Source organism: Amycolatopsis sp. PS_44_ISF1 (genome assembly GCF_032335455.1).
Lineage (GTDB): Bacteria > Actinomycetota > Actinomycetes > Mycobacteriales > Pseudonocardiaceae > Amycolatopsis.
The window spans coordinates 2263999-2289866 of record NZ_JANUXO010000001.1 but is presented as its reverse complement, the minus strand read 5'-3'; the positions used below and the strand labels follow the sequence as shown (position 1 = coordinate 2289866).

Genomic DNA, 25868 nt, shown 5'->3' with positions numbered 1-25868 from the left:
GCGCGGCTCAGCGGCGCGACTGGGGCGACCGGGGTGGCTGAGGCGACTGGGGCGGCTGGGACTGAGGCGACTGGGACTGGGGCGCCTGACGCGGCCGACGCGGCACGATCTGGGTGACCGGGCCGTCCGCGGACTTGCCCGCGCGGCTCAGCCAGCCCTCGACCTCACGCTTGACCGCCGCCAGGGTCGGGCGGCGGCGGGGCTCCGGGTCGAGTGAGGCGGCGAGGATGCGGGCGTGCGCGGACCGGCGCGGCAGGTGCGTCACCGGTTCCGCGCGCGCGGCGGCCATCAGCGCCGCCATCGGCGTCTCGCGGGTGCCGCGCGGGGGCTGGCCGGACAAGGCGTAGCTGACCGTGGCGGCGAGCTGCCAGGCGTCCGAGGCCGGGCTGGCCGGCGCGCCCATCGCCTGCTCCGGGGCGACGAAGTCGGGGGTGCCGATCATCATGCCGGTGGCGGTCATCTTCGAGTCGCCCTGGCTGCGGGCGATGCCGAAGTCGATCAGGTGCGCCAGACCGGCCGGGTCGAGGATCACGTTCGACGGCTTGAGGTCGCGGTGCAGCACCCCCTTTTCGTGGGCGGCGACCAGCGCGCCCGCCATGGTGGCCCACAGCCGTCCGGCGGCGACGTCGTCGAGCGGGCCCTGGCCGTCGACCACCTCGGCCAGCGGGCGGCCCTCCAGGTACTCCATCACCAGCGCGAGCCCGTCCGGCTCCTCGGCCAGGTCGTAGACCTTCACGCAGTTCGGGTGGTTCACCACGGCGAGGGCGCGGGCCTCGCGCTGCATGCGCTCTTCGGTGTCGCGGTCCGGCGCGTGCGCGATCTTCAGCGCGACGGTGCGGTTGAGCTGGGTGTCCACCGCCTCCCAGACGGTGCCGAACCCACCGTGGCCGAGCCGGCGGACCCGGCGGTACCGGCTGCCGCCGGCGGTGCGCGAACCGGGCGGCGGCGGGATCGGGCCCGGCGCCGCGGCCAGGCCCATCGGCTCGGGCGCCGAAGCGAGCGCCGTGGCCGGGTACGGCCGGTTCACCGGCGGCGGGGGCCTCGGGGGCAGTTGCTGCGAAGGCGCCGGCTCCGGCGCGACCGGCGGCCGCTCGGGCTCGCGCCGCGGTTCCGGCCGGTTGATCACCGACCACGGCGGCGGGCCGACCAGCCCCACCGGGATCAGCCCGAGCACGCTGAACGGCAGGAAGCCGAGCCAGAAGTGCACCGCCGTGTTCGCCGACATCCCGACGCTGGCCAGCGCCATCACGACGAACGGGATCCAGAAGAACCGCGAAGGCCACTTCGGCCCGCGCCGGAACGCGGTGCGCGCCTGCAGCATCACGAACAGCAGCGAACCGACCGGCAGCACGGTGAACGCGAGCAGGTACAGGCCGTAGGAAAGCTTGAGGCCCTTGGAGTAGAAGAGCGTCTCGAAGACGTTGCTGCCGCCGCCCAGGTACTTCGACTGCGAGCCGTCGATGAAGCAGAACGACTGGCTCATCGAGGAGATCTCGGCCCTGGAGAGCCCGCCGGTGCCGGTGCCGGTGCTGATCGCGCGGAAGGTCCCGGAGATGCCGTTGGACAGCAGCCACGGCAGCAGCAGCACGGTGACGAAGCCGATCAGGCCGAACACCGTCAGCGTGGTCGCGTCGTAGCGGTTGCCGGTGCCCTTGCGGACGATGGCCACCACCAGCGCGCCCAGCGCGGGGAACAGCGCGACGAGCGCACCGGCCGTGGTCGTCGCCCAGACCCAGTCACCCGGACAGAAGGCCGGGCCGAACAGGGTGTGGGCGAGCGAGAGCAGCGCGCTCGCGAATCCGCTCACCGCCTGGTTCCCCTCACTGTCGGTGGTGCCGGGGTACCGCCGAGTGGCCCGTTCCCCGCCGTCCAGCTTAGGACGCGCACGGGTTCGCCGGGGTTGCCGGGTCCGTTCGCCTGGGCGGCCGGTGAAACCTGCGTCACGCTGCCGCCGGGGCCATGATTGGGGTGGGGATCCGGCGACGAGGAGACACCGAGCATGGGCGCTTACTCCGAGACCTACCGGCGCAGCCTGGACGACCGCGAGGGCTTCTGGCTGGACGCGGCGCGGGAGATCGACTGGTCGAAGTCGCCGACGCGGGCGCTGGACGCCTCGGACGAACCCTTCTACCGGTGGTTCCCCGACGGGGAGCTGAACACCTCGTACAACGCGCTCGACCGGCACGCCGACGGTGGCCGGGGCGGGCAGAACGCGCTGATCTGGGACTCGCCCGTGACCGGGCAGAAGCGGCGCTACACCTACAGCGAGCTACGTGACGAGGTGGCGGTGTTCGCGGGCGCGCTGGCGTCGCTGGGCGTGACGCTCGGCGACCGCGTGATCCTGTACCTGCCGATGATCCCGGAGGCGGTGATCGCGATGCTCGCCTGCGCGCGCATCGGCGCCGTGCACTCCGTCGTCTTCGGCGGCTTCGCGCCGAAGGAGCTGGCGGCCCGCATCGAGGACGCGAAACCGAAGCTCGTGATCGCCGCTTCGTGCGGCATCGAGCCGACGCGCGTGGTCGAGTACAAGCCGATCGTCGACGCCGCCCTCGCCCTCACCGAGCACCAGCCCGAGCACGTGGTGGTGTTGCAGCGAGAGCGGGCGGGCGCCGAACTGTCCGGCACCGACCTGGACTGGGACGACCTGGTCGAGAGCGCGCAGCCGGTGGACCCGGTGCCGGTGAAGGCGACAGACCCGCTGTACATCCTGTACACGTCCGGCACCACCGGAAAGCCGAAGGGCGTGGTACGCGACACGGGCGGCCACGCCGTCGCGCTGGCCTGGTCGATGAGCTCGCTCTACGACGTCCACGCCGGCGACGTGTGGTGGACGGCTTCGGACGTCGGCTGGGTCGTCGGGCACTCGTACATCGTGTACGCGCCGCTGCTGGTCGGGGCGACAACCGTGCTCTACGAAGGAAAGCCGGTCGGCACACCGGACGCGGGCGCGTTCTGGCGGGTCATCTCCGAGCACGGCGTGCAGGCGCTGTTCACCGCGCCCACGGCGTTGCGCGCGGTGAAGAAGGTCGATCCGGACGCGGCGGAGCTGAAGAAGTACGACTTGTCGGGGTTCCGCGCGCTCTTCCTGGCGGGAGAACGGCTGGACCCGGACACCTACCGCTGGGCCCACGAGATCCTCGGCACGCCGGTGCTCGACCACTGGTGGCAGACCGAGACCGGCTGGCCCATCGCCGCCAACCCGCGCGGCCTGGAGCCGATGCCGGTGAAACCCGGCTCGGCCACCAAACCCGTGCCGGGCTGGGACGTGCACGTCCTCGGCCCGGACGGCGAGGACCTGCCCGCCGGCCAGGAGGGCGCCATCACGCTGGAACTGCCGCTGCCGCCGGGCTCGCTGACCACCCTGTGGGGCACCGACGAGCGCTACCGCGAGGCCTACCTGTCCCGCTACCCCGGCCACTACCTGACCGGCGACTCCGGGTACCGCGACGAGGACGGTTACCTCTTCGTCATGGGCCGCACGGACGACGTCATCAACGTGGCCGGCCACCGCCTGTCGACGGGCTCGATGGAGGCGGTGCTGGCCGCGCACCCGGCCGTCGCGGAATGCGCGGTGATCGGGGTGGCGGATGAGCTGAAGGGGCAGGTGCCGCGCGGTTTCGTGGTGCTGAAGGCGGGCGTGGACACCCCGGAGCGGCAACTGCGGGAGGAACTGGTCGACCTGGTCCGCCGCGACATCGGCCCGGTGGCGGCGTTGCGCGAGGTGTCGGTGGTGGCGGCGCTGCCGAAGACCCGGTCGGGCAAGATCCTGCGCAAGACCATGCGCGGCATCGCGGACGGGCGGGAGGAAGCGGTTCCTTCGACCATCGAGGACCCGGCGGTGCTGGACGCGTTGCGGACGGTGCTGCGGGGCTGATCCCGCACCGCGGGGATTTCGGTCCCGGCTGCGGCCCGCCGGGCTCCCGGCGCGCAACGCGCCCCTCGGCCGGTCCGGGCAGGCGCTGGCCCGCTCCGCACTGGGCCGTGGCCGTTCAGCAATGGCCCGCTCAGCACCGGGCCGCTCAGCAATGGCCCGCTCAGTGCCGGGCCGTGACCGCTCAGCACTGGGCCGTGGCCGCCCGCACCTGCTCGAGCGTCCGCCGGGCGATCTCCCCGAACCCGGTGGCCTCGGTGCCTTCGGTGGCCTCGGTCCAGTGGTCGTACGCGATCGCCAGGGCCACCCCGCCGAGTTCCGCCGCCACGCGGGCAGTCAGTTCGGGCACGCCGCGCCGTTCGAGCGCGTCGATCACCGCCGCCACCAGGCCGAGACCCTTCAGCGCCTCGCGCTCCTTCAGCTCCGGGTTGGCGGCGATCACCGCGCGGCGGCGGGCGCCGAACTCGCGGCGCTCGGGGGTGAAGACCTCGGCGCCGACCGTGTCCAGGGCGTGGGCCACCGCTTCGAGCGGGGTGGCTCCGGCCGGGGCGGCGAGGACTCCGCCGGCCAGGAGACCGGCCATGGCGGTCCCGCCGAAGAGCACCTCCCGCTTGTCCGGGAAGTGGCGGAAGAACGTGCTCTTGGTCAGTCCGGCGCGCTCCGCGATCTCGATCACCGTCGTGTCCTCGTAGCCCCGCTCGGCGAACAGCTCGAGCGCGGCGACGGCGAGCCGTCCGGGGGCGTCGGGTAACCAGCGAGCCATGTGATCCAGTGTACGGGACTTGGTCCCGTGAATCTGTGTATGGTGAAGGGACCAAGTCCCATCGCTGTCCGGAGGTTCCCATGAGTCGCGCGGTCCGCTACGAAAAGTTCGGTGGCCCCGAGGTCCTCGAGGTGCAGGAGGTGCCGGAGCCGCACGCCGGTCCGGACGAGATCCGGGTCCGGGTCACGGTGGCCGGGCTGAACCCGATGGACTGGCTGCTGGCCTCGGCGCCCGAGACGGCCGGGCGGTTCGGCATCACCCTGCCCGCCGGTTTCGGCTACGACTTCGCCGGCGTGGTGGACGAGGTCGGGCCCGGGGCGGCCGGGTTCGCCGTCGGCGACCGGGTCCACGGCGGCGCGCTGGGCCGGGCCGTCGCCGACTTCGTGGTGGTCGCACCGGCGGCCCAGGAGGTCTGGCCGATCGCCGAAGGCATCAGCGACGAGGTCGCGGCCACCATCCCGGTGGCCGGGATGACCGCGGCCGCCGCGCTCGACGTGATCGGCCTGCGCTCCGGTGACACCCTGCTGGTCGGCGGAGCCGCGGGCGGCGTGGGCGTGTTCGCCGTGCAACTCGCGAAGGCCGCCGGAGCCCGCGTGATCGGGACCGCCTCGGAGGGCACGTTCGACTTCCTCCGGCGGCTCGGCGCCGAGCCGGTGGCCTACGGCCCCGGGCTGGCCGACCGCGTCCACGCGCTGGCGCCCGGGGGCGTGACCGCGGCGACCGACCTGTTCGGCACCGAAACCGCCGAGGCCGCGCTCACGCTCGGCGTCGCACCCGAGCGGATCTCCACCATCGCCGCCACCGCCAACCCGGTCGAGGGCGTCCGGGCCACCAGCGGCTACGAGGCCCCCGCGGGCGCGGCGAAGCAGCTCACCGACGCCATCCTCGCCGGGCGGCTCACCGTGCCGATCGCCGCGAGCTTCCCGGTCGAGCGGATCCGCGAAGCCGTCGAACTCCAGTCCGGGCGCCACGTCCACGGCAAGATCGTGGTGACGCTGTGAACCACCGGAGCCGCGCCACGAACCAGAGGGGGCCCGGCTGATCGGCCCGGTTGCCTTCCGCCGACCGGACCACCAGCCCTTCGGGCGTTGTCCCGCCCTTGCGAATGGTCTATACCTCTAAGGGTCCACCTTCTCCCCCATGGAGGCTGCCGTGAGGAAGACCCTCTCCAGGGCCGTGCTCGGACTGACCGTGCTGGGTCTCGCCGCGCTCGGACTGCCCGGGGCCGCCTCCGCGGCGCCTTCGGGCACCGAGCGCGGTGTCACCGACATCGTGCCGGCGCCCGTGCGGGCCCAGGCCGACCCGAAGGCGAACTTCGCCCTCACCCCGTTCACCGTGATCCGCGCCGGGCAGGGCGCGGGCGAGGTCGCCGGGTACCTGCGGGGGCTGCTGCGGACCGCGACCGGCTACCCGCTGCCGGTGGTCCCGCGCCCGGTCGGGCTGCCCGCCATCTCACTGGAGGTGGGCCACGCCGACCCGCGCGTCGGCACCGAGGGCTACCAGCTGAACGTGGCCCGGTCCGGCGTCACGCTCAAGGCCAACACCTCCATCGGCCTGTTCGAGGGCGTGCAGTCGCTGCGGCAGCTACTGCCTTCGGCGATCGAGGGCAAGTCCGTGCGGTGGCGCGCTTCCTGGACGGTCGCGGGCGGCTCGGTGCTGGACTACCCGCGCTTCGGCTACCGGGGCGCGATGCTGGACGTGGCGCGGCACTTCTTCACCCCGGCCCAGGTGAAGCTGTACCTCGACCAGATCGCGCAGTACAAGATCAACACCCTGCACCTGCACCTGTCCGACGACCAGGGCTGGCGCATCGAAATCAAGAGCTGGCCGCGCCTGGCCACCGTAGGCGGGAAGGGCGCGGCGGGCGGCGACCCCGGCGGCTACTACACGCAGGCGCAGTACAAGGAGATCGTTGCGTACGCCGCTTCGCGCCACATCACGATCGTCCCCGAGATCGACATGCCGGGGCACACCAACGCGGCGCAGGCCACGTACGCCGAGTTGAACTGCGACGGGGTGGCGGTGCCGCCGCGCACCGACACCGAGGTGGGCTACAGCTCGCTGTGCATCGACTCGCCGACGACGTACAAGTTCGTCGAGGACGTGATCCGTGAGCTCGCCGCCATCACACCCGGCCGCTACATCGACATCGGCGGCGACGAAGCGCACTCCACCACCGACGCCGACTACAAGGCGTTCTACGCGAAGGTGAGCCCGCTCGTCGCCAAGTACGGCAAGCTGATCACCGGCTGGCACGAGATCGCGAAGAGCCGGCCGCCGGCTTCGGCCGTTCCGCAGTACTGGGACCAGGGCGGCGCGAACGCGGACGTCGCGGCCGCCGCCGCGCGCGGCAACAAGATCCTGATGTCGCCGTCGAACCACGCGTACCTCGACATGAAGTACAACGCCCAGACCCCGCTCGGCCAAGCCTGGGCCGGTCTGGTCGAGGTCGAGGACGCCTACGACTGGGATCCCGCCACCCTGGTGGACGGCGTGGGCGAGGGCTCCGTGGCCGGGGTCGAGGCTCCACTGTGGACGGAGACCCTGCGCACCAGCGACAACCTGGAGTACATGGCCTTCCCGCGGCTGCCCGGGATGGCGGAGATCGGCTGGTCGCCCCGGTCCGCCCGCAGCTGGGACACCTACCGCGTGCGGCTGGCGAAGCAGTCCCCGCGCTGGGAGGCCCAGGGGATCGACTTCTACCGCTCCCCGCAGGTCGACTGGAAGTGAGCCGTCAGCCGGCGTGCTGCAGGCGCCAGCGGTCGACCGCCGAGCGGATGCCGCCGCCGTAGGCCGGGGAGAGCGCCGGGGTGGCCAGCACCCGCTCGGCGAGCCGGATGCCCGCCTCGGCCTGCGGGCGTTCGAGCCGCGCGAAGTTGGCCGACGCGATGAGGTGCACCTCGCCGACGGTCGGGGCGGCCTCGTCGGTCTCCACCACGGTGAGCGCCCCGCTGGTCGGCACCGGGCCGGGCCGCAGCACCCGCAGGTACCAGCCGCAGCGGCCGAAGTCGATCAGCGCGGGCACCACGTCCTTGCGCCCGGTCCGCATGGCCAGCTTGAAACACGGCCTCCGCGGCTGGGACACCTGCAGCAGCGCCGGGCCCCAGGCCCAGACGTCGCCGATCCGCACGGTCGCCTCGTCCGCGCCGGAGACGGTGAGGTTCTCGCCGAAGTGGCCTAGTTCGACGTCGAAGCCGTCGGCCGTCCACGCCGGGTAGTGCGCGGACGGGTAGACGTAAACCGCTTTGTCGACGCCACCGTGCACGCTGAGGTCGGCCTGCTCGTCGCCGTCGAGGTTGAGCTCGGTGAGCGCGAGCTCCGGCGCGGTCACCGGTTCCTTCACGATCGCGCTGAGGATCGGCTGGTCGCGGCGGTGGCCGAGCACACTGGGGCGGCCGACGAAGACGGCGGCGAGTCGGAGGTCGCTCATAGGGTGCGAACGTAACACGGCGCCGGTCCGGTCTCGACCGTGTTTTCGCAGGCAGACGCGAGAACGGGGCGGGGCCTCCGCTACCGGAGGCCCCGCCCCGCCGTCATCGGTCACCCGGGCGGGCCGTTCAGCGCCGCCGACTCCTCGTCGCTGAACAACCGCGAGCGGATCAGGAACCGCACCCCTTCGGGTGCCTCCAGGGAGAACCCGCTGCCGCGCCCGGGCACGACGTCGATGGTCAGGTGCGTGTGCCGCCAGTACTCGAACTGCGGTCCGGACATCCACACCGGCACGGCGCCGACGCCGTCGACGGCCAGATCGCCCAGGTGCACGTCCCGCTCGCCGATCTTGAACTCACCGAGCGGGTAGCACATCGGGGCACTGCCGTCGCAGCACCCACCGGACTGGTGGAACATCACCGGGCCGTGGACGGCCGCCAGCTTGCGCAGCAGGTCGCCCGCGGACTCGGTGAGGTCCACCCGTCGTGGCTGGTCCATCAGAAGAACCCGAGGGCCTGGTCGGAGTAGGAGACCAGCATGTTCTTCGTCTGCTGGTAGTGGTCCAGCATCATCTTGTGGTTCTCGCGGCCGATCCCCGAGGCCTTGTACCCGCCGAACGCGGCGTGCGCGGGGTAGGCGTGGTAGTTGTTCACCCACACCCGGCCGGCCTGGATGTCGCGACCGGCGCGATAGGCGGTGTTGCCGTCCCGCGACCAGACGCCGGCACCGAGGCCGTACAGGGTGTCGTTGGCGATCTTCACCGCGTCGGCGTAGTCGTCGAACTTCGCCACCGAGACGACCGGGCCGAAGATCTCCTCCTGGAAGATCCGCATCTTGTTGTCGCCCTCGAACACCGTCGGCTGCACGTAGTAGCCGCCGCTGAACTCGTCGCCGACGTCCGCCTTCCCGCCACCGGTGAGGACCTTCGCGCCCTCCTGCTTGCCGATGTCGATGTAGGACATGATCTTCTCGTACTGGTCGTTCGACGCCTGGGCGCCGACCTGCGTCTCGGTGTCGAGCGGGTTGCCCTGCTTGATCTTCTTCACCCGCTCCACGGCGTCCCCGAGGAACGAGTCGTAGATGCCGGTCTGGATCAACGCGCGCGACGGGCAGGTGCAGACTTCGCCCTGGTTGAGCGCGAAGAGCGTGAAGCCCTCTTGGGCCTTGTCGTAGAACGCGTCGTTCGAGGCGGCCACGTCGTCGAAGAAGATGTTCGGGCTCTTGCCGCCCAGCTCCACCGTCACCGGGATGATGTTCTCGCTGGCGTACTGGAGGATCAGCCGCCCGGTGGTGGTCTCACCGGTGAACGCGACCTTGCGCACGCGGTTGCTCGACGCGAGCGGCTTGCCCGCCTCGACGCCGAAGCCGTTGACCACGTTCAGCACCCCGGGCGGGATCAGGTCGCCGATGAGCGAGAGCAGCAGGTGGATCGAGGCCGGGGTCTGCTCGGCCGGCTTGAGCACGATCGCGTTGCCCGCGGCCAGCGCCGGGGCGAGCTTCCAGACCGCCATCAGGATCGGGAAGTTCCACGGGATGATCTGCCCGACCACGCCCAGCGGCTCGTGGAAGTGGTACGCGACGGTGTTCTCGTCGATCTGCGAGATGCCGCCCTCCTGCGCGCGCAGGGCGCCGGCGAAGTAGCGGAAGTGGTCGATGGCCAGCGGGATGTCGGCGGCGAGCGCCTCCCGCACCGCCTTGCCGTTGTCCCACGCCTCGGCGACCGCGATCTTCTCCAGGTTCTGCTCCATCCGGTCCGCGATCTTGAGCAGCAGGCCCGAGCGCGCTTCCACGGAGGTGCGGCCCCACGCCGGCGCGGCGCCCTCCGCCGCGTCGAGGGCCCGTTCGATGTCGGCCGCGGTGCCGCGGGCGATCTCGGTGAACGTCTTGCCGGTGATCGGGGTGGGGTTCTCGAAGTACTGCCCACTGGCCGGGGCGACGTACTCGCCGCCGATGTAGTGGTCGTAGCGGGTCTCGTAGTCGACGACGCTGCCGTCGGTGTTCGGTGCGGCGTAAACGGCCATCTTTCCTGCCTCGTTGCCGGGGGTGACGGACGGTTGCGAACGTTAGGCCGGGCTAGGTTGCACCGACGTTGCGCCGCTGTGAGCCGGGTCTCTACTCTGGGAGGGTGGCGGAGCTGCCCGAGCCGGAATTGCTGCGCGATCCGGAGTCGTACGCGCGGCTGCTCGAACACGTCCGCGAGGCGGTGCTCTCCGGGGTCCCGGCCCCGCGCTCCCCCCGCTCGGTGGTCTCGGACTCCTGGCAGCGCTCCCTGGCCGCGCACGTCGACCCGGACTCGGGCGAGGCCCCGATGGTCTGCGAACCGGGTGAGGTGTCCGGACTGCGCGAGGAGCACCCGCTGGCGCCGCTGCTGCCGCTGCTGCGCCAGAACCTGGTGAGCATCGCCGAGGACGCCGAGCACATGATGATCGTGACCGACGCCGAGGGGCTGGTCCTCTGGCGCGAGGGCGCGTCCGGCGTGCTGGTCCGCGCGGACCGCGTGGCGCTCACCGAGGGCACCCGCTGGAGCGAGGCGGCCATCGGCACCAACGCGATGGGCACCACGCTGGCCACCGGTCAGCCGGTGCAGATCTACTCGGCCGAGCACCTGGTCCGCCGCTACCACGCGTGGACCTGCGCGGCGGCGCCCGTGCGCGACCCGGAGACCGGACTGCTGCTGGGTTCGATCGACGTCAGCGGTCCGCTGCGCACCGTGCACCCGGCGATGCTCGCGCTGGTCACCGCCACCGCCCAGCTCGCGGAGGGCCAGCTGCGCGCCCGGCTGGCGGTCCGCGACGAGCAGGTGCGGCGCCGGAACATGCGGCACCTCGACGCGCTGCACGGCCGTCCCGGCGCCCTGCTCTCGGCCGGCGGACGGGTGCTGGCCGCGGAATCGTGCTCACTTCCGTCCACTGTGGAGGTACGGCGCGGCGGGGGCACGGTGACCCTGCCGGACGGCCGGATCGCCGTGGTCGACCCGCTCGACGACGGTTTCCTGCTGCGCCTGGCCACCTCCGGCCCGGCGCACCGGCGCCGGCTGAAGCTGGAGTACCTGGCCGACAACCCCGAAATCACCACTGTGGACGGTCGTCCGATCCCGTTCACCCTGCGCCACGCGGAGATCCTCACCCTGCTGGCCCTGCACCCGCGTGGGCTGTCGGCGGAGCGCCTGGCCCTGCAGCTCTACGGCGAGAGCGGCAACCCGGTCACCGTGCGGGCGGAGATCCACCGGTTGCGCACGCAGCTCGGCACGGGGGTGGTGCAGACCCGCCCGTACCGCCTGGCCGCCGACGTCGACGCGGACTTCCTGCGCATCCGCGCCGCCCTGCGCCGCGGTTCGGCGGCCGAAGCCGTCGAGGCCTTCCGCGGCCCGCTGCTCCCGGAATCCGAAGCACCGGCGATCCTCGAGGAGCGCGAGGCCCTGACCGCCCAGGTCCGCCAGCTGGCCCTGAACAGCCCGGACCCGGCGGTGCTGTGGTCGTTCTGGGAGACCTCCTCCGGCTCGGACGACCACGAGGTCCTGGCGGCCCTGTGCGCCCGCCTCCCGGCCGACGACCCACGCCTGGCCGCGGCGCGCACCCACCGGAACCGGCTAGGTTAGGCCGTCTCGGTCGGGACTTCCTGGCGCGCGACCACTTAGAGCCCCTGTTCGCCCCGCAGTCGGTTTCAGCGTGCGTTGGCGTGTCGGCTCGTTCGTCTCGATGATCGCGCTGCATCCGCGGCGTGGCCACCACCCGGGCCGGGCGTCACGACTCGATGATCGATACGAGGGCGGCGGCGAACGGGGCCGGGTCGAGGTCGCCACGGATGGCGAGCTGCTGCGTGTAGCCACCGCACAGGGTCACGAAGGCTTCGGCGATCCGCTCCGCTTCGGCCGGCTCGTGGTCGGGCAGCAACCCGGCGACCGCGGTGCGCAGCTCGTCGAGCTGCCGGCGGACGAGGGCGGCGAGCGGTGGGGAAACGGCGGCCTCGGCGTAGATCTGGGCGACGAGCCGGGCGTGGTCCTCCTCGCGCGCCATGGCGCGGATGTGCTCGAGGAAACCATGGACGGACCCGGCCGTCAGCTCGGTGGGGAGCGCTTGGCTCGAGTGCTCGCAGATCGCGGCGACGATCTGGTCCTTGCCCTTGAAGTACCGGTAGATCGCCCCGGTGGACAGGCCCGATGCTTCGACCAGGTCGGTCATGGACGTGCGCGCGAAACCGTGGGTGGCGAACCGGGCGCGGGCCGCGTCGAGGATCTGCTGGCGACGCGAGTCGAGGTGGGCTTGCGTGACTCTCGGCATAAAGAACGACCATTCGTTTTTCTGTGGTAGCGTCCGAACCATACCCCACCCACCCCCGAGGAGGAGACTCCATGCGCTACCAGACGTTCGGTCGGCGGACCGGCTTGCGGGTCTCGGAGTACGTGCTCGGCACCGCCAACTTCGGCTCGGCCCCGGCCGCCACGGGCCCGGCCGGCGCCAAGGCGATCTTCGAGGCGTTCGTCGCGGCCGGCGGGACCACCTTCGACGTCTCGAACGTCTACCAGGACGGCGAGGCCGAGACCGTCCTCGGTGACCTCCTCGGCCGCGAACGCGAAGAATTCGTGGTGATCACCAAGTACAGCGGGACCAGGCAGGCCCAGCCCCGGCCCGGGACCACCGGCAACAGCCGCAAGACCATGATCCGCTCCCTGGAGGAGAGCCTGCGGCGGCTGAAGACCGACTACGTCGACGTCCTCATGCCCCACTTCCCCGATGGCGTCACCCCGGTGGCGGAGATCCTGGCCGGCTTCGAAGACCTGGCCCGCGCCGGCAAGATCCGCCACGGCGGACTGTCGAACTTCCCGGCCTGGCGGATCGCGGGCGCCGCGGTCCAGTCGGAGCTGGGCGGGGCTTCGCGGCTGGCCGGCCTCCAGACCGAGTACAGCCTGGCCGAGCGCTCCGCGGAACGGGAACTCCTGCCGATGGCCCAGGCCCACGGGCTGGGGGTCGTCCTGTACTCCCCGCTGGCCGGCGGACTGCTGACCGGGAAGTACCGGCGCGGCGAACCGGGACGGCTCAGCGCCCGGTCCGCGGCAACGGAGACCGAGGGCACCGCGCACCGCTCCGCCGTGCTGGACGCGGTCCTCGCCGTCGCCGACGAAGCCGGGACCGGCCCCGTGCAGGTCGCGCTGGCTTGGCTACGCCGGCGCGCCGCCCGGGCGCGGACCACGATGATCCCCATCGTCGGCCCTCGCACCCCGGCCCACCTCCAGGGATACCTCGACGCCCTGGAGTTCGAGCTCAGCCCGGAGCACTACGAGCGGCTGGACCGGGTCAGCGCGATCCGGCCGGGCACACCCCACGAAGACGTGGCGGCCGCACTGGCCCACGGCTTCGACGGCGACCGCAGCCTCCTCGACCCCCCGCTGGTCCCGGTGATCTGACCGGCCGAGCCCCGTGTAGACACCGTCTACTCAAGTTTGATAGACAGTGTCCACAACATGAACCAGGGGTTACGGAGATTCGAAATGGGCTTCCAGAGATTCGTCGCCGTCGGCGACAGTTGCGCCGAGGGGCTCGACGATCCGTACCCCGACCACAGCCAGTACCGCGGGTGGGCCGACTTCGTCGCCGGACGGCTCGCTCGGGACGAGGCCGGGTTCCGGTACGCCAACCTGGCCGTGCGCGGGCGGCGCCTCGACCAGATCACCGCCGAGCAGCTTCCGACCGCCGAACGGCTGGAGCCCGATCTCATCGCCCTGTTCGGCGGGGGCAACGACGTGATGAGCCGTGGCTGGGACGCGCGCACGGTCGCCCGCCGCGTCGATGCCGCCATCCGGCGCTGCACGCGTATCGCCCCGGCGGTCGTCACGTTCACCCTCAGCGACATCTCGCACCGCATGCCGCTCGGCGCCCGGATGCGGCCCCGCGTCACCGCGCTCAACGACGCCATCCGCGAGGCTTCGGTCAGCTACGGCGCGAAGCTCGTGGACCTCTGGCCCGACCAGGCCGCGCACGACTCCCGCTACTTCGGCCCGGACCGCCTGCACCTGTCCGAAACCGGGCACCTCCGCGTCGCCGGGCACGTGCTCGACCGGCTCGGCGTCGGCCACGACGGCGGCTGGCTCCGTCCGCTGCCCGGGTCGCCCGAGCGCTCCGGCGTCCGCGCCGACCTGCGCTGGCTGTACCAGGAAGTGCTGCCGGTCGGCGTCACCCGGCTGCGCAACCGCCTCATCGGGCGCTCCCCGGGAGACGGCTTCCTGCCCAAGCGCCCCGAACTGCTGCCCGTGGCCTTCAGCGAGGTCCCGCAGTGAGACAGCGGCTGATCAGCACCGCCACCGCTCTGCTGACCGACGCCGGCGTCGAAGCCGTGACGTTGCGCGGCATCGCGAAGGCGGCAGGCGTCTCCCACGGCGCGCCGCTACGGCACTTCGCCGGGCGCGCCGAGCTTCTGTCCGTCGTCGCCACCAGGGGCTTCACGCAGCTACTCGAACGCGGCTCCCAACTCCCCGACGGCACCCCGCGAGAACGCCTCACGGCCGCCTGTCACGCGTACGTCGACTTCGCGCTGAACAACCCGGCGATGTTCGAGCTGATGTTCCGCCGTGATCTGACCGACCCGGGCGAGCCCGGTCTGGCCAGCGCGAGCAGCATCGTTTTCGACTTCTTCGCCAAGCTGGTCCACGAAGACCGAGAAGCGAAGAAGGACGGCCGCCTGCGCGAAGGAACCGATTCACGGCTCGTCGCCGCCTCGCTCTGGGCGGCCTTGCACGGGCTGGCGCAACTGTGGTTGTGGGGCGGCCTGGCCGGGGCCAGCTTCGCGCCCTCGCCGGAATCCGCGCTCGCTGTGACGCTCGACGCGTACTTGGGCTGACACTCGGGGAAGGTCGGCACCGTGGTTCCTTCCCAGGCCCTGGGCGCGCTCTCCGCCGAGCAGCGGGAATGGGTGACCATTGCCTACCGGATACCGCGCCCGCCGAATCCGACCGCAGCCCCGAGTGAACCCTGGCGGGCCGGTCGCCACCGGCCGTGACCGGTCTTCACCAGCCCGGCGGCAGTTGCCGGATGCCGAACTCGTGGCGCAGCACGGCTTTCGCGGCGTGCAGTCCCGCCATCCCGTGCACGCCCGGCCCCGGTGGGGTCGCGCCGGAGCAGAGGTAGACGCCGGAAAGCGGGGTGCGGTAGGTGTTCCAGCGCGGAACCGGGCGTCCGAGCACCTGCCGCAGCGTTACGGCCCCGGCGGCGATGTCACCACCGACGTAGTTCGCGTTGTGGGCCTCCTGCGCGCTCGCCGGGACCGCCCGTGAGGCGAGGACCGTGTCGGCGAAGCCGGGTGCGAACCGCTCGATCCGGCGGCGGACGACTTCGGTCGGGTCGAGCGGATCCCCGTTCGGCACGTGGGCGTAGGCCCAGACCGGCTGGCGGCCCGGCCGGCCGCGGGTGGGGTCGGCGGCCATCGGCTGGGCGAGGAGCACGAACGGCTCAGCCGCCCGGCGTCCGGCCGCGACGGCGTTCTCCGCCGCGTGGACCTCGGCCCGCGTGCCGCCGAGGTGGACGACGCCCGCCTTCACGAGTTCCTTTTCCCGCCAAGGGATCGCTTCGGAGACGAGGAAGTCGACCTTCGCCGCGCCCGGTCCGTAGCGGACCTTCTCCAGCGCGCGCCGGTAGCCCGCCGGCGCGTGCGCGCCCGCGATGTCGAGCAGACCGCGCGGGGCGAGGTCGAGCAGCACCGCGCGCGCGTGAGCGAGTTGGCGGAGGTCGGTCACGCGGCTGGTGGTGTGGATGCGGCCTCCGTGCGCGCGCAGGTCCGCGGCCAGCGCGTCGGTGAGCACCTGCGTGCCGCCCCGCGGGTGCGGCCAGCCGGTGGCGTGCGCGAGGTGCCCGAGCAACGCCGCGATCCCGCCGCCGACCAGCGAGGGCAGCCGTCCGATCGTGTGCGCCGAGACCCCGGCGACCAGCGCGGCCGCCTCCGGGCCGCGGAACGGGTCGGCCGTCAGCGCCAGCACCCGCGGGGGCAGCAGCCGTGCCGGGCCGAGCGCGGGCAGGTGGCGGAGGTCGCCGAGGAGGAGGTCGGTGACCTCACGGCTGTGTTCGACCAGCGGACCCATCAACCGGCGCCACCGCCCGCCGTCCGGGCCGAGGCGCTCGCAGGTGCGCTCGAGATCCGCGTAGGCGATCCCGGTGCGGTGCTCGTCGACGGGATGGCCGTAGGCGACTTCGGGGTAGCACAGCTCGACCCCGTGCGCCGCCAGGTCGAACCCGCGGAAGAACGGGGAGGCGGCGGCCATCGGGTGCACGGCGGAGCAGAGGTCGTGCACCACGTCGGAGTCGAACAGCCGGGCCGACCGCGCGCCCCCGCCCAGCTCGGCTTCGGCCTCGTGGAGCTCCACCGACAACCCGGAGCGGGCCAGCAGCACCGCGGCGGCCAACCCGTTCGGCCCGGAGCCGACCACGGCGGCGTCGGTCACGACCGGCCCGGCCCGGCCTCGGCGATCCCCGTGCTGCCCATCACCCGACCCTACCGCCCGTTCCCGCCCCGGACGACCGGCTCGTGGGGCCGCCCCGGATGCCTTCCGAACATCTGATCGAATATTGTCGTACCCCACGCCTACCGTGTACCCCACGCCGGCCGCCCCGGCCCGGCCCAGCAGGAGAGGGGGATCATGCCCGACCACGACACCCAGCTCGAACGCATCCGCAAGCTGCTCGCCAAGGCGGAGGACCCGGCCGTCACCGAGGCCGAAGCCGAGCTGTACAACACCAAGGCGGCCGAGCTGATCGCCCGGTACGGGATCGACAACGCGATGCTGGCCGCCGAAGGCCGCAGCGCCGACGAGCTCACCGTGCTCAGGATCCCGATCGACAACCCGTACAGCCGCGACAAGGCCAGCCTGCTCACGAACGTCGCGTACCCGCTGCGGTGCCGCACCCTTCTGCACCGGGAGGGCCAGGGCGTCGTCGCCGTCACCGTGTTCGGGTTCCGCTCCGACCTCGCGCGGGTCGAGCTGCTGTTCACCAGCCTGCTGCTGCAGGCCGGCACCCAGCTCAGCCGGGTCCGCCCGGACGGCCGGGTGTTCCGCGAATCCCTCGCCGCGTACCGGCGCACCTGGCTGCACGGATTCGCCGGCGCCGTCCACGAGCGCCTGATCCGCGCGGAGGAGAGCGCCGCCCGCGACCACCGGCCCTCGGGCCCGGGCCAGCGCCCGGCCGAGTTGGTCGTCCGCGACCGCACAGCCGTGGTCCAGCACGCCTTCGACCGGGAGTACGGCGACCTGCGCTCCGCCACCCCCCGCCGCCTTTCCGGCTCCGGCTACCGCGACGGCCACCAGGCCGGCACCCGCGCCAACCTGGACCCGTCGGCGCTCGGGCGAAGGCGGCAGGCCTTACCGGTGCGCTGACGGAGGTCCATTGTGGACCCTTCGGGCGGTCGGGGCTACTGGCCGGTCGGGTACTGCGGGTGCTGATGGTACGGCGGATGTTGCGGTCCTGAGGGATATTGCTGCCCTGGGGTGCAGCGAAACCGGAAGACAGTGCCCCGGCGGGAACTGCCCTGGGTCGAGCTGAGGTACGGCGCCGTAGGCGGAACCGGACCCATCCAGGGCTGCGGCCCGGTCGAGCCGCACGGCGGTACCGGGGACGGATAACCCCCGGGCAGCGGCCTAAGGATCATCCCCGAAGGACTCGGCCGCGTGACCGGACCTGGCGAACGAGGCTGTCCCATGCCCGTCACCCCTCGGGTCTGGAGCGGGTACCTCGGCGAGGGATCCGGCTCAGCCTTCTGCCCGCTGCGGCGGCAGGAACCCGTGCTCCGAGAGGTCGAACCAGTTGCCCTCCGGGTCGATCGCGCGGTACTCGGCGAACGGCCGGTCGCCGCTCCGGACCACCGGGCGCGGGAGGCCGGCGGCGGCCAGCCTACCGGCGATCGGCGCCACCTCGGGCACCTGGAAGCCGAAGTGGTTGAAGCCCGTGGCCACGTCGCCGTCGAGCTGCTGCTGGATCAGCGCCAGGTTCAGGTACCCGTCGGTGACGAAGCGGCTGCCGTCGGGATCGGTGTGGAACAGCTCCAGGCCGAACTGCGAGCAGTAGAACTCGGCCATCCCTTCGGCGTCCTGGACGACGAAGGCGAGGTGGCGCAGCCGGGGCCGGGTCATCGGCGGGGTCCTTCCGTGATCATGTTGTGGAAAGCCAGGATCGAGCGGTCCTGGACCACCGCTTGGGCGTGCGTCGTGACGCCTGCGGGAGTGATGGTCGAAGTCGCGTGCACCAGCGAAAGCCCTGGCGCGAGAGGCCGAATGAGGACGACCGTCGCGGACAACGTCGTGTCGCGGTAGGCGGTCACGAAGAGGCGCGCGTGGCCCGCTTCAACGGCTTCGCGACCGGAGAGCGCTTCACCGCGCACAGTCACGAAGTCGACGTCCTCGGCGAAGACGGAAGCGAAAAGCGAAGCGTCACCTTCGGCCCAGCCGCGCGCCATTGCCCGCCACAGTTCGTGGATCACGCGATCTCCGCCCCGGCCGGGGTGTGCACCCGCAGCGGTAGCGGCGAGCAGTCACCGTCCCACGCGGCGAGCGTGTAGTAAAAGCCGCCGTGCCGCCGTTCCAGGTAGCAGACGACGTTCAGCGGCCAGCCCGTGCTGCGGAAGACGTAGGAGTCCATCGGCGTCGGCCGCTCGCTCAACGGCCGCCCGCGCTCGCACTCCGGCCCGAGCCGGTGCCAGTCCGGGTGCAGGTGGACCGAACCGAGCACGTCGAGACCACGAGCGTCCGCATCCCGCGCGATCCGCAGCAGGTCCCCGGGCGCCAGCCACCACGCGCGCACCTCGTTTTCGTACGCCGAGCCGAACCGCGGAACGATCGCGTCCGCGAATTCGGCGCGCGCCCCGGGATCGGTGCTGCGGACGTTGCGGCCGAACGCGAGGTCCGTGACCAGCAGCGCGTCCTCGGCGATCACTCCCAGCAGCACACCGAAGCAGGGTCGCGGCGCCTCCGGGGTGATGGAGGCGTATTCGACGGCCGCGGCGTCGAGGAACTGTCTCAGGACCTCGTCGGAGAACAGCACCTCGGGCGCGGCCGGCCCGATCATCGGGACTGGCACGGTGGACGTCACGCCGGGAACGTATCCGCGGGCCCCGGGCCGCGGCCATGATCGTCACGGGAACGGCCCTATTGCATTCGGCGATAATGTCTTCCCATGCGCCTGGAGATCCGGCATCTCGAACTGGTCCTCGCGATCGCCGAAGCGGGCAGCCTCCGCCGGGCCGCCGCTCGCCTGCACCTGACGCAGCCGGCGGTCACCACGCAGCTCCAGCGCATCGAGGAAGTGCTCGGCGGCCCGCTGTTCGTCCGCTCCGTCGAGGGCGTGCTGCCCACCCACACGGGCACCGAACTGGTCCGCGACGCGCAGAGCCTGTTGCGCCACTTCGAGTCCCTGCAACGATCGGCGCGGCTCAACGCGCAACAAGAGACGGGCGCGCCGGTCAAGGTCGGCGGCATCCCGGCTCAGCAGTTCAGCCTGCTCGTCAACACGCTCACCGCCACGCTGCCGCGGCGCGAGGTGACCAGCCGGACGATCCGGGAGACCGCCACGCTGACCGCCCTGCTGGGCTCGGGCGAGCTGGACATCGCCGTGCTGCGGCAGTTCCCCGGCTTTCCGGTGACGCCGCCGCCGGGCACCGAGCACCGGCTGCTGCTGCGCGAACCGATCTTCGTCGGCGTCGCCGAGGGCCACGATCTGGCCGCACGCGGAGAAATCCCGCTCGCGGAGCTGGCCGGCGAGAACTGGGTGATGCCGGACCCGGACGACAGCCGGATGAACGAATACTTCGCCCGCGCCTGCGCGGCCGCCGGTTTCGACCAGCGCATCACGCACCTGACCACCGAAGCGCACGTGGCGTTCTCACTCACCGCCGAGGGGCGCGGGATCTGCCTGCTCTACCCGATCGGGACCACGCGCACCGGCCTGGCGACCCTCTCGCTCACCGGGACGCCGCTGTACCGCGAGCTGCTTCTGGCCTGGCGCACGGACTCGCCGGTGGCCGCGCTGGTGGACGAGCTGTGCGCCCGGATCGAGGCGGGTTACTCCGCCCTGGTGGAGGAATCCGGGTTCTACCGGAAGTGGTGGCATCATGGAGGGTCCACCTTCGCCCGGCCGTGAAACCGAAGGAGCGCCTGTGCCGATCCGCGGGTTGAACCACGCCGTCCTCTGGGTCCGCGACGCGGCCCGAAGCGCCGCCTTCTACGTCGACGTCCTCGGTTTCCGCGTGGTCCACCAGACCCCCGAGCTGGCGTTCCTGCAGGCCCCGGAGTCGGCGAACGACCACGACCTCGGCCTGTTCCAGATCGGCGACGCCACCGGCAGCCGCGCGGGCCGGGGCGAGGTCGGCCTGTACCACCTGGCCTGGGAGGTCCCCACCCTCGGCGACCTCCGCACGTGCGCCCAATCCCTGGAAGCCGCCGGCGCCCTGGTCGGCTCCAGGGACCACGGCACCACGAAAGCGCTCTACGCCAAGGATCCGGACGGGCTCGAGTTCGAAGTCTGCTGGCTGGTCCCGCACGAGCGGCTCACCGAGCAGAGCCGGTCCCAGAACGGCCCACTGGACCTCGACGCCGAGATCACCGCGTACGGCGAGCAAACCCTGGGCGCCTGCGCGCGGCTCGCGCCCGACCCGCGCTGATCACGATGCCCGGCAGCGTCGAGTCGCAGCCGCCGCGGGTCAGGCGGAGCGAAGAGAATCCGCCGGGAAGCTCACGCCGGTCAGTTCCTCGGAAACCATCCAAAGACGGCGCGCCACCTCGGCATCGCGGGCCCGCCTCGAACGGCCGACCAGCTTCGGCGCGCCACGGAGCTCCATGAGGTGCTTCGGGCCGACGTAGCTGTTGCCCCGGATGTCGGCCACGGCGGCGTACAGCAGTGGCAGCGCGCCCTGGTCACCACTCTGCCCGAACAGGCTGAACCCGGCCGCGTCCACGAACTGCCGCACCCGCGGCCGGCCCTCCGGCCGCACCAGGTTCGTGGCCGACAGCCCGGGGTGCGCGGCGTTCGCGAGCACCGGCGAACCGGCTTCGGTGAGCCGTCGCTGAAGCTCCGAAGTGAACAGCAGATTGGCCAGTTTGGACTGCCCGTACGCGGCCATCGGCTGGTACGCCTTGCGTTCCCAGTTGAGGTCGCTGAAATCGATCGAGCCCGCTCGGTGCCCGATGGACGAGACCGTGACGATCCGCCGCCGGATCCGCGGCAGGAGCCGGTTCGTCAGCGCGAAGTGGCCCAGGTGGTTGGTCCCGAACTGCGATTCGAAACCGTCCGCGGTGCGGCGCAGCGGCGGGATCATGATGCCCGCGTTGTTGACCAGCACATCGATCGGCTCGGTGCAACCCTCGGCGAACGCGCGGACCGAAGCGAGGTCCGCGAGGTCGAGCTGCCGGACCTCGACTTCGCCGGTCATCGTCGCGGCGGCCTGACGGCCCTTCTCCGGATCACGCACGGCCAGCACCACGCGGGCGCCCTTGGCCGCCAGCTCACGGGCGGTCACGCGCCCGATCCCACTGTTCGCCCCGGTGACGATCGCGGTCTGGCCGGCCATGGACGGAATCGCCGAAGCACTGAAAGCAGCCACGAGCCACAAAGTAGCCCCTGAAAACCACCTCATCAACACGACGGGCGAGGATGAGGGTGCACGCGGGTTTCCGATGCGCGGAATTGCGCACCCGCTACGCGCAAACCTGGTCCAGGAGTTCGCAGGTCTTGTCGATCGTCACGTCCGCACGGCCGGGCGTGACGTTGATGTACCGTTCGCAACCGGGCTCTTCGGTGAACGAAAAAAGGTACCGCCCGTATCCGGTGTCGTAGAAGGTGCAGCAGTTGCCACCGCTGGTCCGGTGGCCGCCCAGTCCGTCACGGCAACCGGCGTGGATCTGGCCACCACCCGAGCGGGGCAGCCCGATGATCTCCAGCACCCGCCGCACGTCCCGCCGGGCCGAGGCGCCGTTCACCGCTTGACGCAGATCCGACTCCGGTACCGACAGCGCCGGCCCGGCCCCCGGCTGCGCCTGCGGAAGCTCCGCCACCAGGTCCTCGGCCAGCGCCTCCGCGCGGGCCGGCCGCAGCACCACGTTCCCGGCCGACGGCACGTGGCAGGCCAGCACCGCGTCCCGGCCGCTGGCCGCGACCTGCAGGGCGTACTGGCGGCCCGGCGCCTCCACCGTCGCCGAAACCTCCCGGTCCGCGCGGCCCAGCACCGTCATCGTTCGCAGGAACTCGTCGCTCAACCGCCCGTCCCGCCACACGCCGTGCTCGGCCAGCAGGTCCTCGACCCCGTTCCGGTGCGCCCGGTCCTCGTCCGGGCTCCGCCACACCGGATCCGGCGCCAGGGCGGTCGGCAGCGACACTCCGGCCACTTCCGCGCCGAAGCGCAGGCAGTCCGCCGGCAGGACCAGCTCACGATCGATCACCAGCACCGCGGATCCCTACAGTCCGATGACTGGCGGCGTCGACTTCGGCAGCTCGCCCACCAGCGCGTCGTCCGGGTCCGCCTCCAGCAGGTAGTCGGCGGTCTTGTGCTCGGAGTCCTCCTCGCGCCGGCCGCCGCGGCCCATCGGCCCGCCGGCCACCCCCATGCCCCCGGAACGGGCGGCCCCACCGGCCGCGCCGCCGAACCGTCCGCCCGAGCCCGCTTCACCACCGAGACCACCGACGCCGGAGCCCTTCCCCGGACCGAGCCCACCTGCACCGGAACCAGCCTTGGCCCCGCCACCCGGACCGGCCCCCGAGCCCCCGCCCGACCCCTCGGACCCCCACCCACCGCCGGAACCGAACCCGCTGCCGGAACCGAACCCGCCGCCAGGGCCGTAGCCGGGGCTGTAGCCGCCACCTGGCCCGAACCCACCCGGTCCGGTTCCACCCGGTCCGAACCCACCCGGCCCGACCCCCTCGGCGCCCGCCCCGGAACTCCCACCCGGGGTGAACCCGGCACCACCGGACCCGTTGCTGGCCGCCGCCGGCACATACCCCGCCGTGGTCGTCCCACTCTCCGGCACCGGGGCCACGGACCCACCCGGCCTCACCGAGGTCCCCGACCCACCCGACGAAATCGGGTCCCCAGACCCGCCCGGACCCACCGAAGGCCCGGCCCCGTGCCTCCCGGACTGCCCCACCTCACTCCCGGAACCACCACCACTGTCGGCCACCGCGTGGCGCCCACTGCCGCCGACCGCCACGGATGAGGGCTGCGTACCAGCCTCGACCCCAGACTGCTGCTTCCCGCTCCCCACACCGACCTCGGCGGGTTTGACGTCCGCCCCACCCGGGGGCAATCCCAACTCCCCGTATTGCGAGGGCGCCGCCCACCGTCCGGAATTGTCGGTGGATTGCCCGTGATAAGTGTTGTAACCGTCGACGACCTGCTGCGCTTTTTGGTTCCAGGCATCGATCTCGTCCGACCGGTTGGACAGGAACGACAACGGCGTGTCGCTGACCCAGTCGTCCTGGGGTTTGTTCCCCAAGTCCCCGACCGCGGCGACTTTCCCCTGAAGGTCCTTGAACGAACTCCCCTGCCCCGCATACAGCCCCTGCGCCTGCGTCAAGTGCTCTCCGCTGACCTGCGACGCCTGCACCAACGGCCCGGCCCCGGCGTACGCCTGCCCCGCCGCGTCACCCTGCCAGTGCTGCTGCATCGCCCCCTGCAGCCGCAGCATGTCGTCAGCGATCTCCTCGTGCAGCTTGGACAACTGCCCCGACTGGTCCCCACCCGAATACATCCCGGTCGGGCCCTTGCCCTGCTTCACCAACTCAATGATCTGCTGCGGGGAGTACGCCATCACGCACCAGCCTTCACCGTCGTCATCGCGGCCCCAGCCGCCTGAACCACAACCGAACAGGGATCGGAATAGTGCGCCGACGAGCTCTGGAAGTCCACGCTGACGGTGAAGACTTCGGCGTTGCTGACCCCGATCGCCGACTGGCAGGCACCATCGTTGCGATCGTCATGAGGTCCGAAATAAGCGGCCGGGTAGCCTTCGACGTCCGGCGCGACTTCGAAGTACCCTGATTCGTTGTCCTGGTTCTTGTAAACGGTGGCCAGACCGCCATTTCCGGGCACGAAACCGACGGTGACCCGGTTGTGGTCGCTGTCCATCCAGGTGCAGATCGGTGCGACGTTGCCTTCGGATTTGTCGCTGGTCGTCAGATTGGCGACTTGCATGGCCTGATCACGGCTGAGCAAGCCGCAGGGGTTCTGCTCGAACTTGGACACGTCCAGGGGCTTCGGTACCGGCGGCGCGGTCAGCTTGCTGACAACCGACGTCGACGGCGCGGCCGATGCCGATGGTGTCTGATCACTCGCCGACGTCGAACAACCCGCCAACGCGAGCAGCCCCACCGCCGCAGACCCGACGATGATCCGCTTCACTGTCGACCCCCCTGCCCGTGAACAGCGTCCCGAGCCGCCTGCTCCTGCTTCTCGTACGCCGCGATCGAATCCCTGAGCCGATTGGCGTACGCCTGTGCATACTGCTGCTGGGCCCTCACGTTCGCCACGTAGGCGTCAGCGTGCGCATCGGCGGCCTTCTTCTGGATGGTGCTGCCCTCGTCTTCGGCGGGCTTCTCCACACTGGAGAGCTGCCGCCCCAGGTCAACGGCCTTGCCGAGCTTGTCGGCGATCGACTGCCACTGTGGTTGCAAGGCCCGCATCGCATCCGCGTCCATGACGAACGAGCCGCCCGCGGCCGCCGCGTTGGCCGCCGCGTCTTCCCGCTGACGCTGCTGGTAGACCTTCACCCCGGCCGAATTCATGGCCTCGTTGTAGCGGTCGTCCTGAGCCTTCCGCTTCGCCTGCTCCTCCGGCGTCAGGTACCCGGCCCGGTTCGGCGGCTCCTGCGCCGACGCCGCGCTGCCCCCACCGTCAGCCGGCTGCTGCCCGTTCCCCACTGCACCCTCCCCTTGCGGCTCCCAGCTGCGACAACCAACCGATGGTAACCAACTCGCGACCTTGTGTCCCCCGAACACCGCAGCCTCACCCCCACCGGCCAAACGCCGCAAACGCGGCACGACCGTCCGACGCCGCTCCAGGCCCCCGCGAACCGTGGCAGAATCCGGACCATGCCACCCACCGCCATCGCCCCGGACGGGTTCGTTTCCTGATGGGGCGCGGAAAGGCGTCACGGCGGGTCAGCGCCGATCACCTCTCCCCAGACCTCCTGGCCGCCATCGACAGTCTCTTGCCCGGCGAAGAAATCTTGGTCACCCGAGAGGGGCAGACGGTCGCGAAAGTAACTTTCGCGCGCGAGCTACCCCAAGCCGAAGCGGCCTCCGACAACGTTGGCACCGACTACGAAAAAGTATCGGTCGTGGCCACCGCCGCGAAGTTGTCCGAGTCCGCCCGAACCTCGCTGTCCGAGCAGCTGGGCCCCGGATACATCGTCGTGGACATGTACTCGGCGCCCAAGTCCAGCGTGGACGTTCTGCTCATCCCGCCGCTCAGCCCGCAACTGATCGGAAGCCTTCGTCAAGCCTTCCCGCAAGCCCGGGTGGTCATCGCCGAGATCGAGGACAAGGAACTGGGAATCAGCTACGAGGGCCCCGTCCGCCGGCTTCTCGACGCCGGCGCCGACACCTACCTCCCACCCAGCGACATCCCGCGGCTGGCCAGGCAGCTCGACCACACCATGACCTACTTCAACCAGCTCGAAGGAACATCTGCGGCCCCGCTGACCATCGAGCCGTCCATAGACAACGAGCCGTAGCCGAGGCCCACGACCGGGTACTGCCGCGGCTCAGCCAAACAAAAACCCTCTCACTCCGATGCAGAGCGAGAGGGTGTTTTCCGGGCAAATAAACCGCGGATCGTAAAATT

Annotated in this window: 26 protein-coding genes; 11 read left to right on the top strand and 15 right to left on the bottom strand. The window is 71.5% G+C overall.

Translation table 11 applies throughout. The features are described 5' to 3' along the window. Positions 1 to 7: 7 nt before the first annotated feature. Positions 8 to 1807 (bottom strand): serine/threonine-protein kinase, encoded by a 1800-nt coding sequence (locus NYF13_RS10475; protein WP_315655951.1) that lies wholly within the window; start codon positions 1805 to 1807, stop codon positions 8 to 10. A gap of 192 nt (positions 1808 to 1999) precedes the next feature. On the opposite strand from NYF13_RS10475, the gene NYF13_RS10470 reads away from it, so the two are divergent. Further along, positions 2000 to 3874 carry a propionyl-CoA synthetase gene (locus NYF13_RS10470; RefSeq protein ID WP_315655949.1) on the top strand — a complete coding sequence of 625 codons (1875 nt, stop codon included), beginning with the start codon at positions 2000 to 2002 and terminating at the stop codon, positions 3872 to 3874. A gap of 181 nt (positions 3875 to 4055) precedes the next feature. Here the strand turns inward: NYF13_RS10470 and NYF13_RS10465 are convergent, their stop codons facing one another. Continuing rightward, a complete protein-coding gene (locus NYF13_RS10465; RefSeq protein WP_315655946.1) occupies positions 4056 to 4634 on the bottom strand; it encodes a helix-turn-helix domain-containing protein in 579 nt (192 codons plus the stop codon). 80 nt (positions 4635 to 4714) lie between these two features. Here NYF13_RS10465 and NYF13_RS10460 point away from each other — a divergent pair, with 80 nt between their 5' ends. Continuing rightward, positions 4715 to 5635, top strand: a complete 921-nt coding sequence (locus NYF13_RS10460; RefSeq protein ID WP_315655944.1) for an NADP-dependent oxidoreductase — start codon at positions 4715 to 4717, stop codon at positions 5633 to 5635. A gap of 151 nt (positions 5636 to 5786) precedes the next feature. After that, on the top strand, positions 5787 to 7364 hold the full coding sequence (locus NYF13_RS10455) for a family 20 glycosylhydrolase (protein WP_315655943.1): 1578 nt from the start codon (positions 5787 to 5789) through the stop codon (positions 7362 to 7364). A gap of 4 nt (positions 7365 to 7368) precedes the next feature. Here the strand turns inward: NYF13_RS10455 and NYF13_RS10450 are convergent, their stop codons facing one another. From NYF13_RS10450 to NYF13_RS10440, 3 genes are all read right to left on the bottom strand, one after another. After that, entirely contained in the window at positions 7369 to 8064 is a 696-nt protein-coding gene (locus tag NYF13_RS10450; protein WP_315655942.1) for an MOSC domain-containing protein, read from the bottom strand. A 110-nt stretch (positions 8065 to 8174) separates the two neighbouring features. Then, positions 8175 to 8561, bottom strand: coding sequence for a DUF779 domain-containing protein (locus NYF13_RS10445; protein ID WP_315655940.1), 387 nt, complete (start codon positions 8559 to 8561; stop codon positions 8175 to 8177). Further along, positions 8561 to 10084, bottom strand: coding sequence for an aldehyde dehydrogenase family protein (locus tag NYF13_RS10440; RefSeq protein WP_315655937.1), 1524 nt, complete (start codon positions 10082 to 10084; stop codon positions 8561 to 8563). The genes NYF13_RS10445 and NYF13_RS10440 overlap by 1 nt, the downstream gene beginning before the upstream one ends. Positions 10085 to 10188: 104 nt before the next feature. Between NYF13_RS10440 and NYF13_RS10435 the strand changes: the two genes are divergently transcribed. Continuing rightward, positions 10189 to 11661, top strand: coding sequence for a GAF domain-containing protein (locus NYF13_RS10435; protein WP_315655935.1), 1473 nt, complete (start codon positions 10189 to 10191; stop codon positions 11659 to 11661). Positions 11662 to 11806: 145 nt separating this feature from the next. On the opposite strand, the gene NYF13_RS10430 is transcribed toward NYF13_RS10435, so the two are convergent. Continuing rightward, on the bottom strand, positions 11807 to 12343 hold the full coding sequence (locus NYF13_RS10430; RefSeq protein ID WP_315655933.1) for a TetR family transcriptional regulator: 537 nt from the start codon (positions 12341 to 12343) through the stop codon (positions 11807 to 11809). A 71-nt stretch (positions 12344 to 12414) separates the two neighbouring features. Between NYF13_RS10430 and NYF13_RS10425 the strand changes: the two genes are divergently transcribed. From NYF13_RS10425 to NYF13_RS10415, 3 genes are all read left to right on the top strand, one after another. Then, positions 12415 to 13467 (top strand): aldo/keto reductase, encoded by a 1053-nt coding sequence (locus tag NYF13_RS10425; RefSeq protein ID WP_315655931.1) that lies wholly within the window; start codon positions 12415 to 12417, stop codon positions 13465 to 13467. An 84-nt stretch (positions 13468 to 13551) separates the two neighbouring features. Continuing rightward, complete coding sequence (locus tag NYF13_RS10420; protein WP_315655929.1) at positions 13552 to 14337, top strand: SGNH/GDSL hydrolase family protein; 786 nt, start codon at positions 13552 to 13554, stop codon at positions 14335 to 14337. Then, positions 14334 to 14897: a TetR/AcrR family transcriptional regulator gene (locus NYF13_RS10415; RefSeq protein ID WP_315655927.1), complete on the top strand. Its 564-nt coding sequence runs from the start codon at positions 14334 to 14336 to the stop codon at positions 14895 to 14897. Before NYF13_RS10420 ends, NYF13_RS10415 begins: the two co-directional genes overlap by 4 nt. A 166-nt stretch (positions 14898 to 15063) precedes the next feature. Here NYF13_RS10415 and NYF13_RS10410 read toward each other — a convergent pair whose 3' ends face one another. Beyond that, the gene (locus NYF13_RS10410) at positions 15064 to 16491 is read right to left on the bottom strand and encodes an NAD(P)/FAD-dependent oxidoreductase (protein ID WP_315655925.1); all 1428 of its coding nucleotides are present in this window, start codon (positions 16489 to 16491) and stop codon (positions 15064 to 15066) included. Between the two features lie 195 nt (positions 16492 to 16686). Between NYF13_RS10410 and NYF13_RS10405 the strand changes: the two genes are divergently transcribed. Further along, complete coding sequence (locus NYF13_RS10405) at positions 16687 to 17421, top strand: DUF2786 domain-containing protein (protein WP_315655923.1); 735 nt, start codon at positions 16687 to 16689, stop codon at positions 17419 to 17421. A gap of 372 nt (positions 17422 to 17793) precedes the next feature. Here NYF13_RS10405 and NYF13_RS10400 read toward each other — a convergent pair whose 3' ends face one another. The 3 genes from NYF13_RS10400 to NYF13_RS10390 are packed head-to-tail and all read right to left on the bottom strand — an operon-like array spanning position 17794 to position 19129. Then, positions 17794 to 18174, bottom strand: coding sequence for a VOC family protein (locus NYF13_RS10400; RefSeq protein ID WP_315655921.1), 381 nt, complete (start codon positions 18172 to 18174; stop codon positions 17794 to 17796). Then, positions 18171 to 18521 carry an SgcJ/EcaC family oxidoreductase gene (locus tag NYF13_RS10395; protein WP_315655919.1) on the bottom strand — a complete coding sequence of 117 codons (351 nt, stop codon included), beginning with the start codon at positions 18519 to 18521 and terminating at the stop codon, positions 18171 to 18173. Before NYF13_RS10395 ends, NYF13_RS10400 begins: the two co-directional genes overlap by 4 nt. Beyond that, positions 18518 to 19129: a hypothetical protein gene (locus tag NYF13_RS10390; protein WP_315655917.1), complete on the bottom strand. Its 612-nt coding sequence runs from the start codon at positions 19127 to 19129 to the stop codon at positions 18518 to 18520. The genes NYF13_RS10395 and NYF13_RS10390 overlap by 4 nt, the downstream gene beginning before the upstream one ends. 84 nt (positions 19130 to 19213) lie before the next feature. On the opposite strand from NYF13_RS10390, the gene NYF13_RS10385 reads away from it, so the two are divergent. Next, positions 19214 to 20176: a LysR family transcriptional regulator gene (locus tag NYF13_RS10385; RefSeq protein ID WP_315655915.1), complete on the top strand. Its 963-nt coding sequence runs from the start codon at positions 19214 to 19216 to the stop codon at positions 20174 to 20176. A gap of 16 nt (positions 20177 to 20192) precedes the next feature. Further along, positions 20193 to 20696, top strand: coding sequence for a VOC family protein (locus NYF13_RS10380; protein ID WP_315655914.1), 504 nt, complete (start codon positions 20193 to 20195; stop codon positions 20694 to 20696). Positions 20697 to 20735: 39 nt separating this feature from the next. On the opposite strand, the gene NYF13_RS10375 is transcribed toward NYF13_RS10380, so the two are convergent. The 5 genes from NYF13_RS10375 to NYF13_RS10355 all read right to left on the bottom strand — a co-directional run bounded on the left by NYF13_RS10375 (position 20736) and on the right by NYF13_RS10355 (position 24943). Beyond that, positions 20736 to 21635, bottom strand: a complete 900-nt coding sequence (locus NYF13_RS10375; protein ID WP_315655913.1) for an oxidoreductase — start codon at positions 21633 to 21635, stop codon at positions 20736 to 20738. Positions 21636 to 21729: 94 nt separating this feature from the next. Then, positions 21730 to 22476, bottom strand: a complete 747-nt coding sequence (locus NYF13_RS10370; protein WP_315655912.1) for an ESX secretion-associated protein EspG — start codon at positions 22474 to 22476, stop codon at positions 21730 to 21732. Between the two features lie 9 nt (positions 22477 to 22485). After that, a complete protein-coding gene (locus NYF13_RS10365) occupies positions 22486 to 22635 on the bottom strand; it encodes a hypothetical protein (protein ID WP_315655911.1) in 150 nt (49 codons plus the stop codon). A gap of 1199 nt (positions 22636 to 23834) precedes the next feature. Next, positions 23835 to 24425, bottom strand: coding sequence for a DUF3558 domain-containing protein (locus NYF13_RS10360; RefSeq protein ID WP_315655909.1), 591 nt, complete (start codon positions 24423 to 24425; stop codon positions 23835 to 23837). Further along, positions 24422 to 24943 (bottom strand): hypothetical protein, encoded by a 522-nt coding sequence (locus NYF13_RS10355; protein ID WP_315655907.1) that lies wholly within the window; start codon positions 24941 to 24943, stop codon positions 24422 to 24424. The genes NYF13_RS10360 and NYF13_RS10355 overlap by 4 nt, the downstream gene beginning before the upstream one ends. Positions 24944 to 25155: 212 nt before the next feature. Here NYF13_RS10355 and NYF13_RS10350 point away from each other — a divergent pair, with 212 nt between their 5' ends. Next, complete coding sequence (locus tag NYF13_RS10350; protein WP_315655905.1) at positions 25156 to 25758, top strand: hypothetical protein; 603 nt, start codon at positions 25156 to 25158, stop codon at positions 25756 to 25758. Positions 25759 to 25868: the final 110 nt, after the last annotated feature.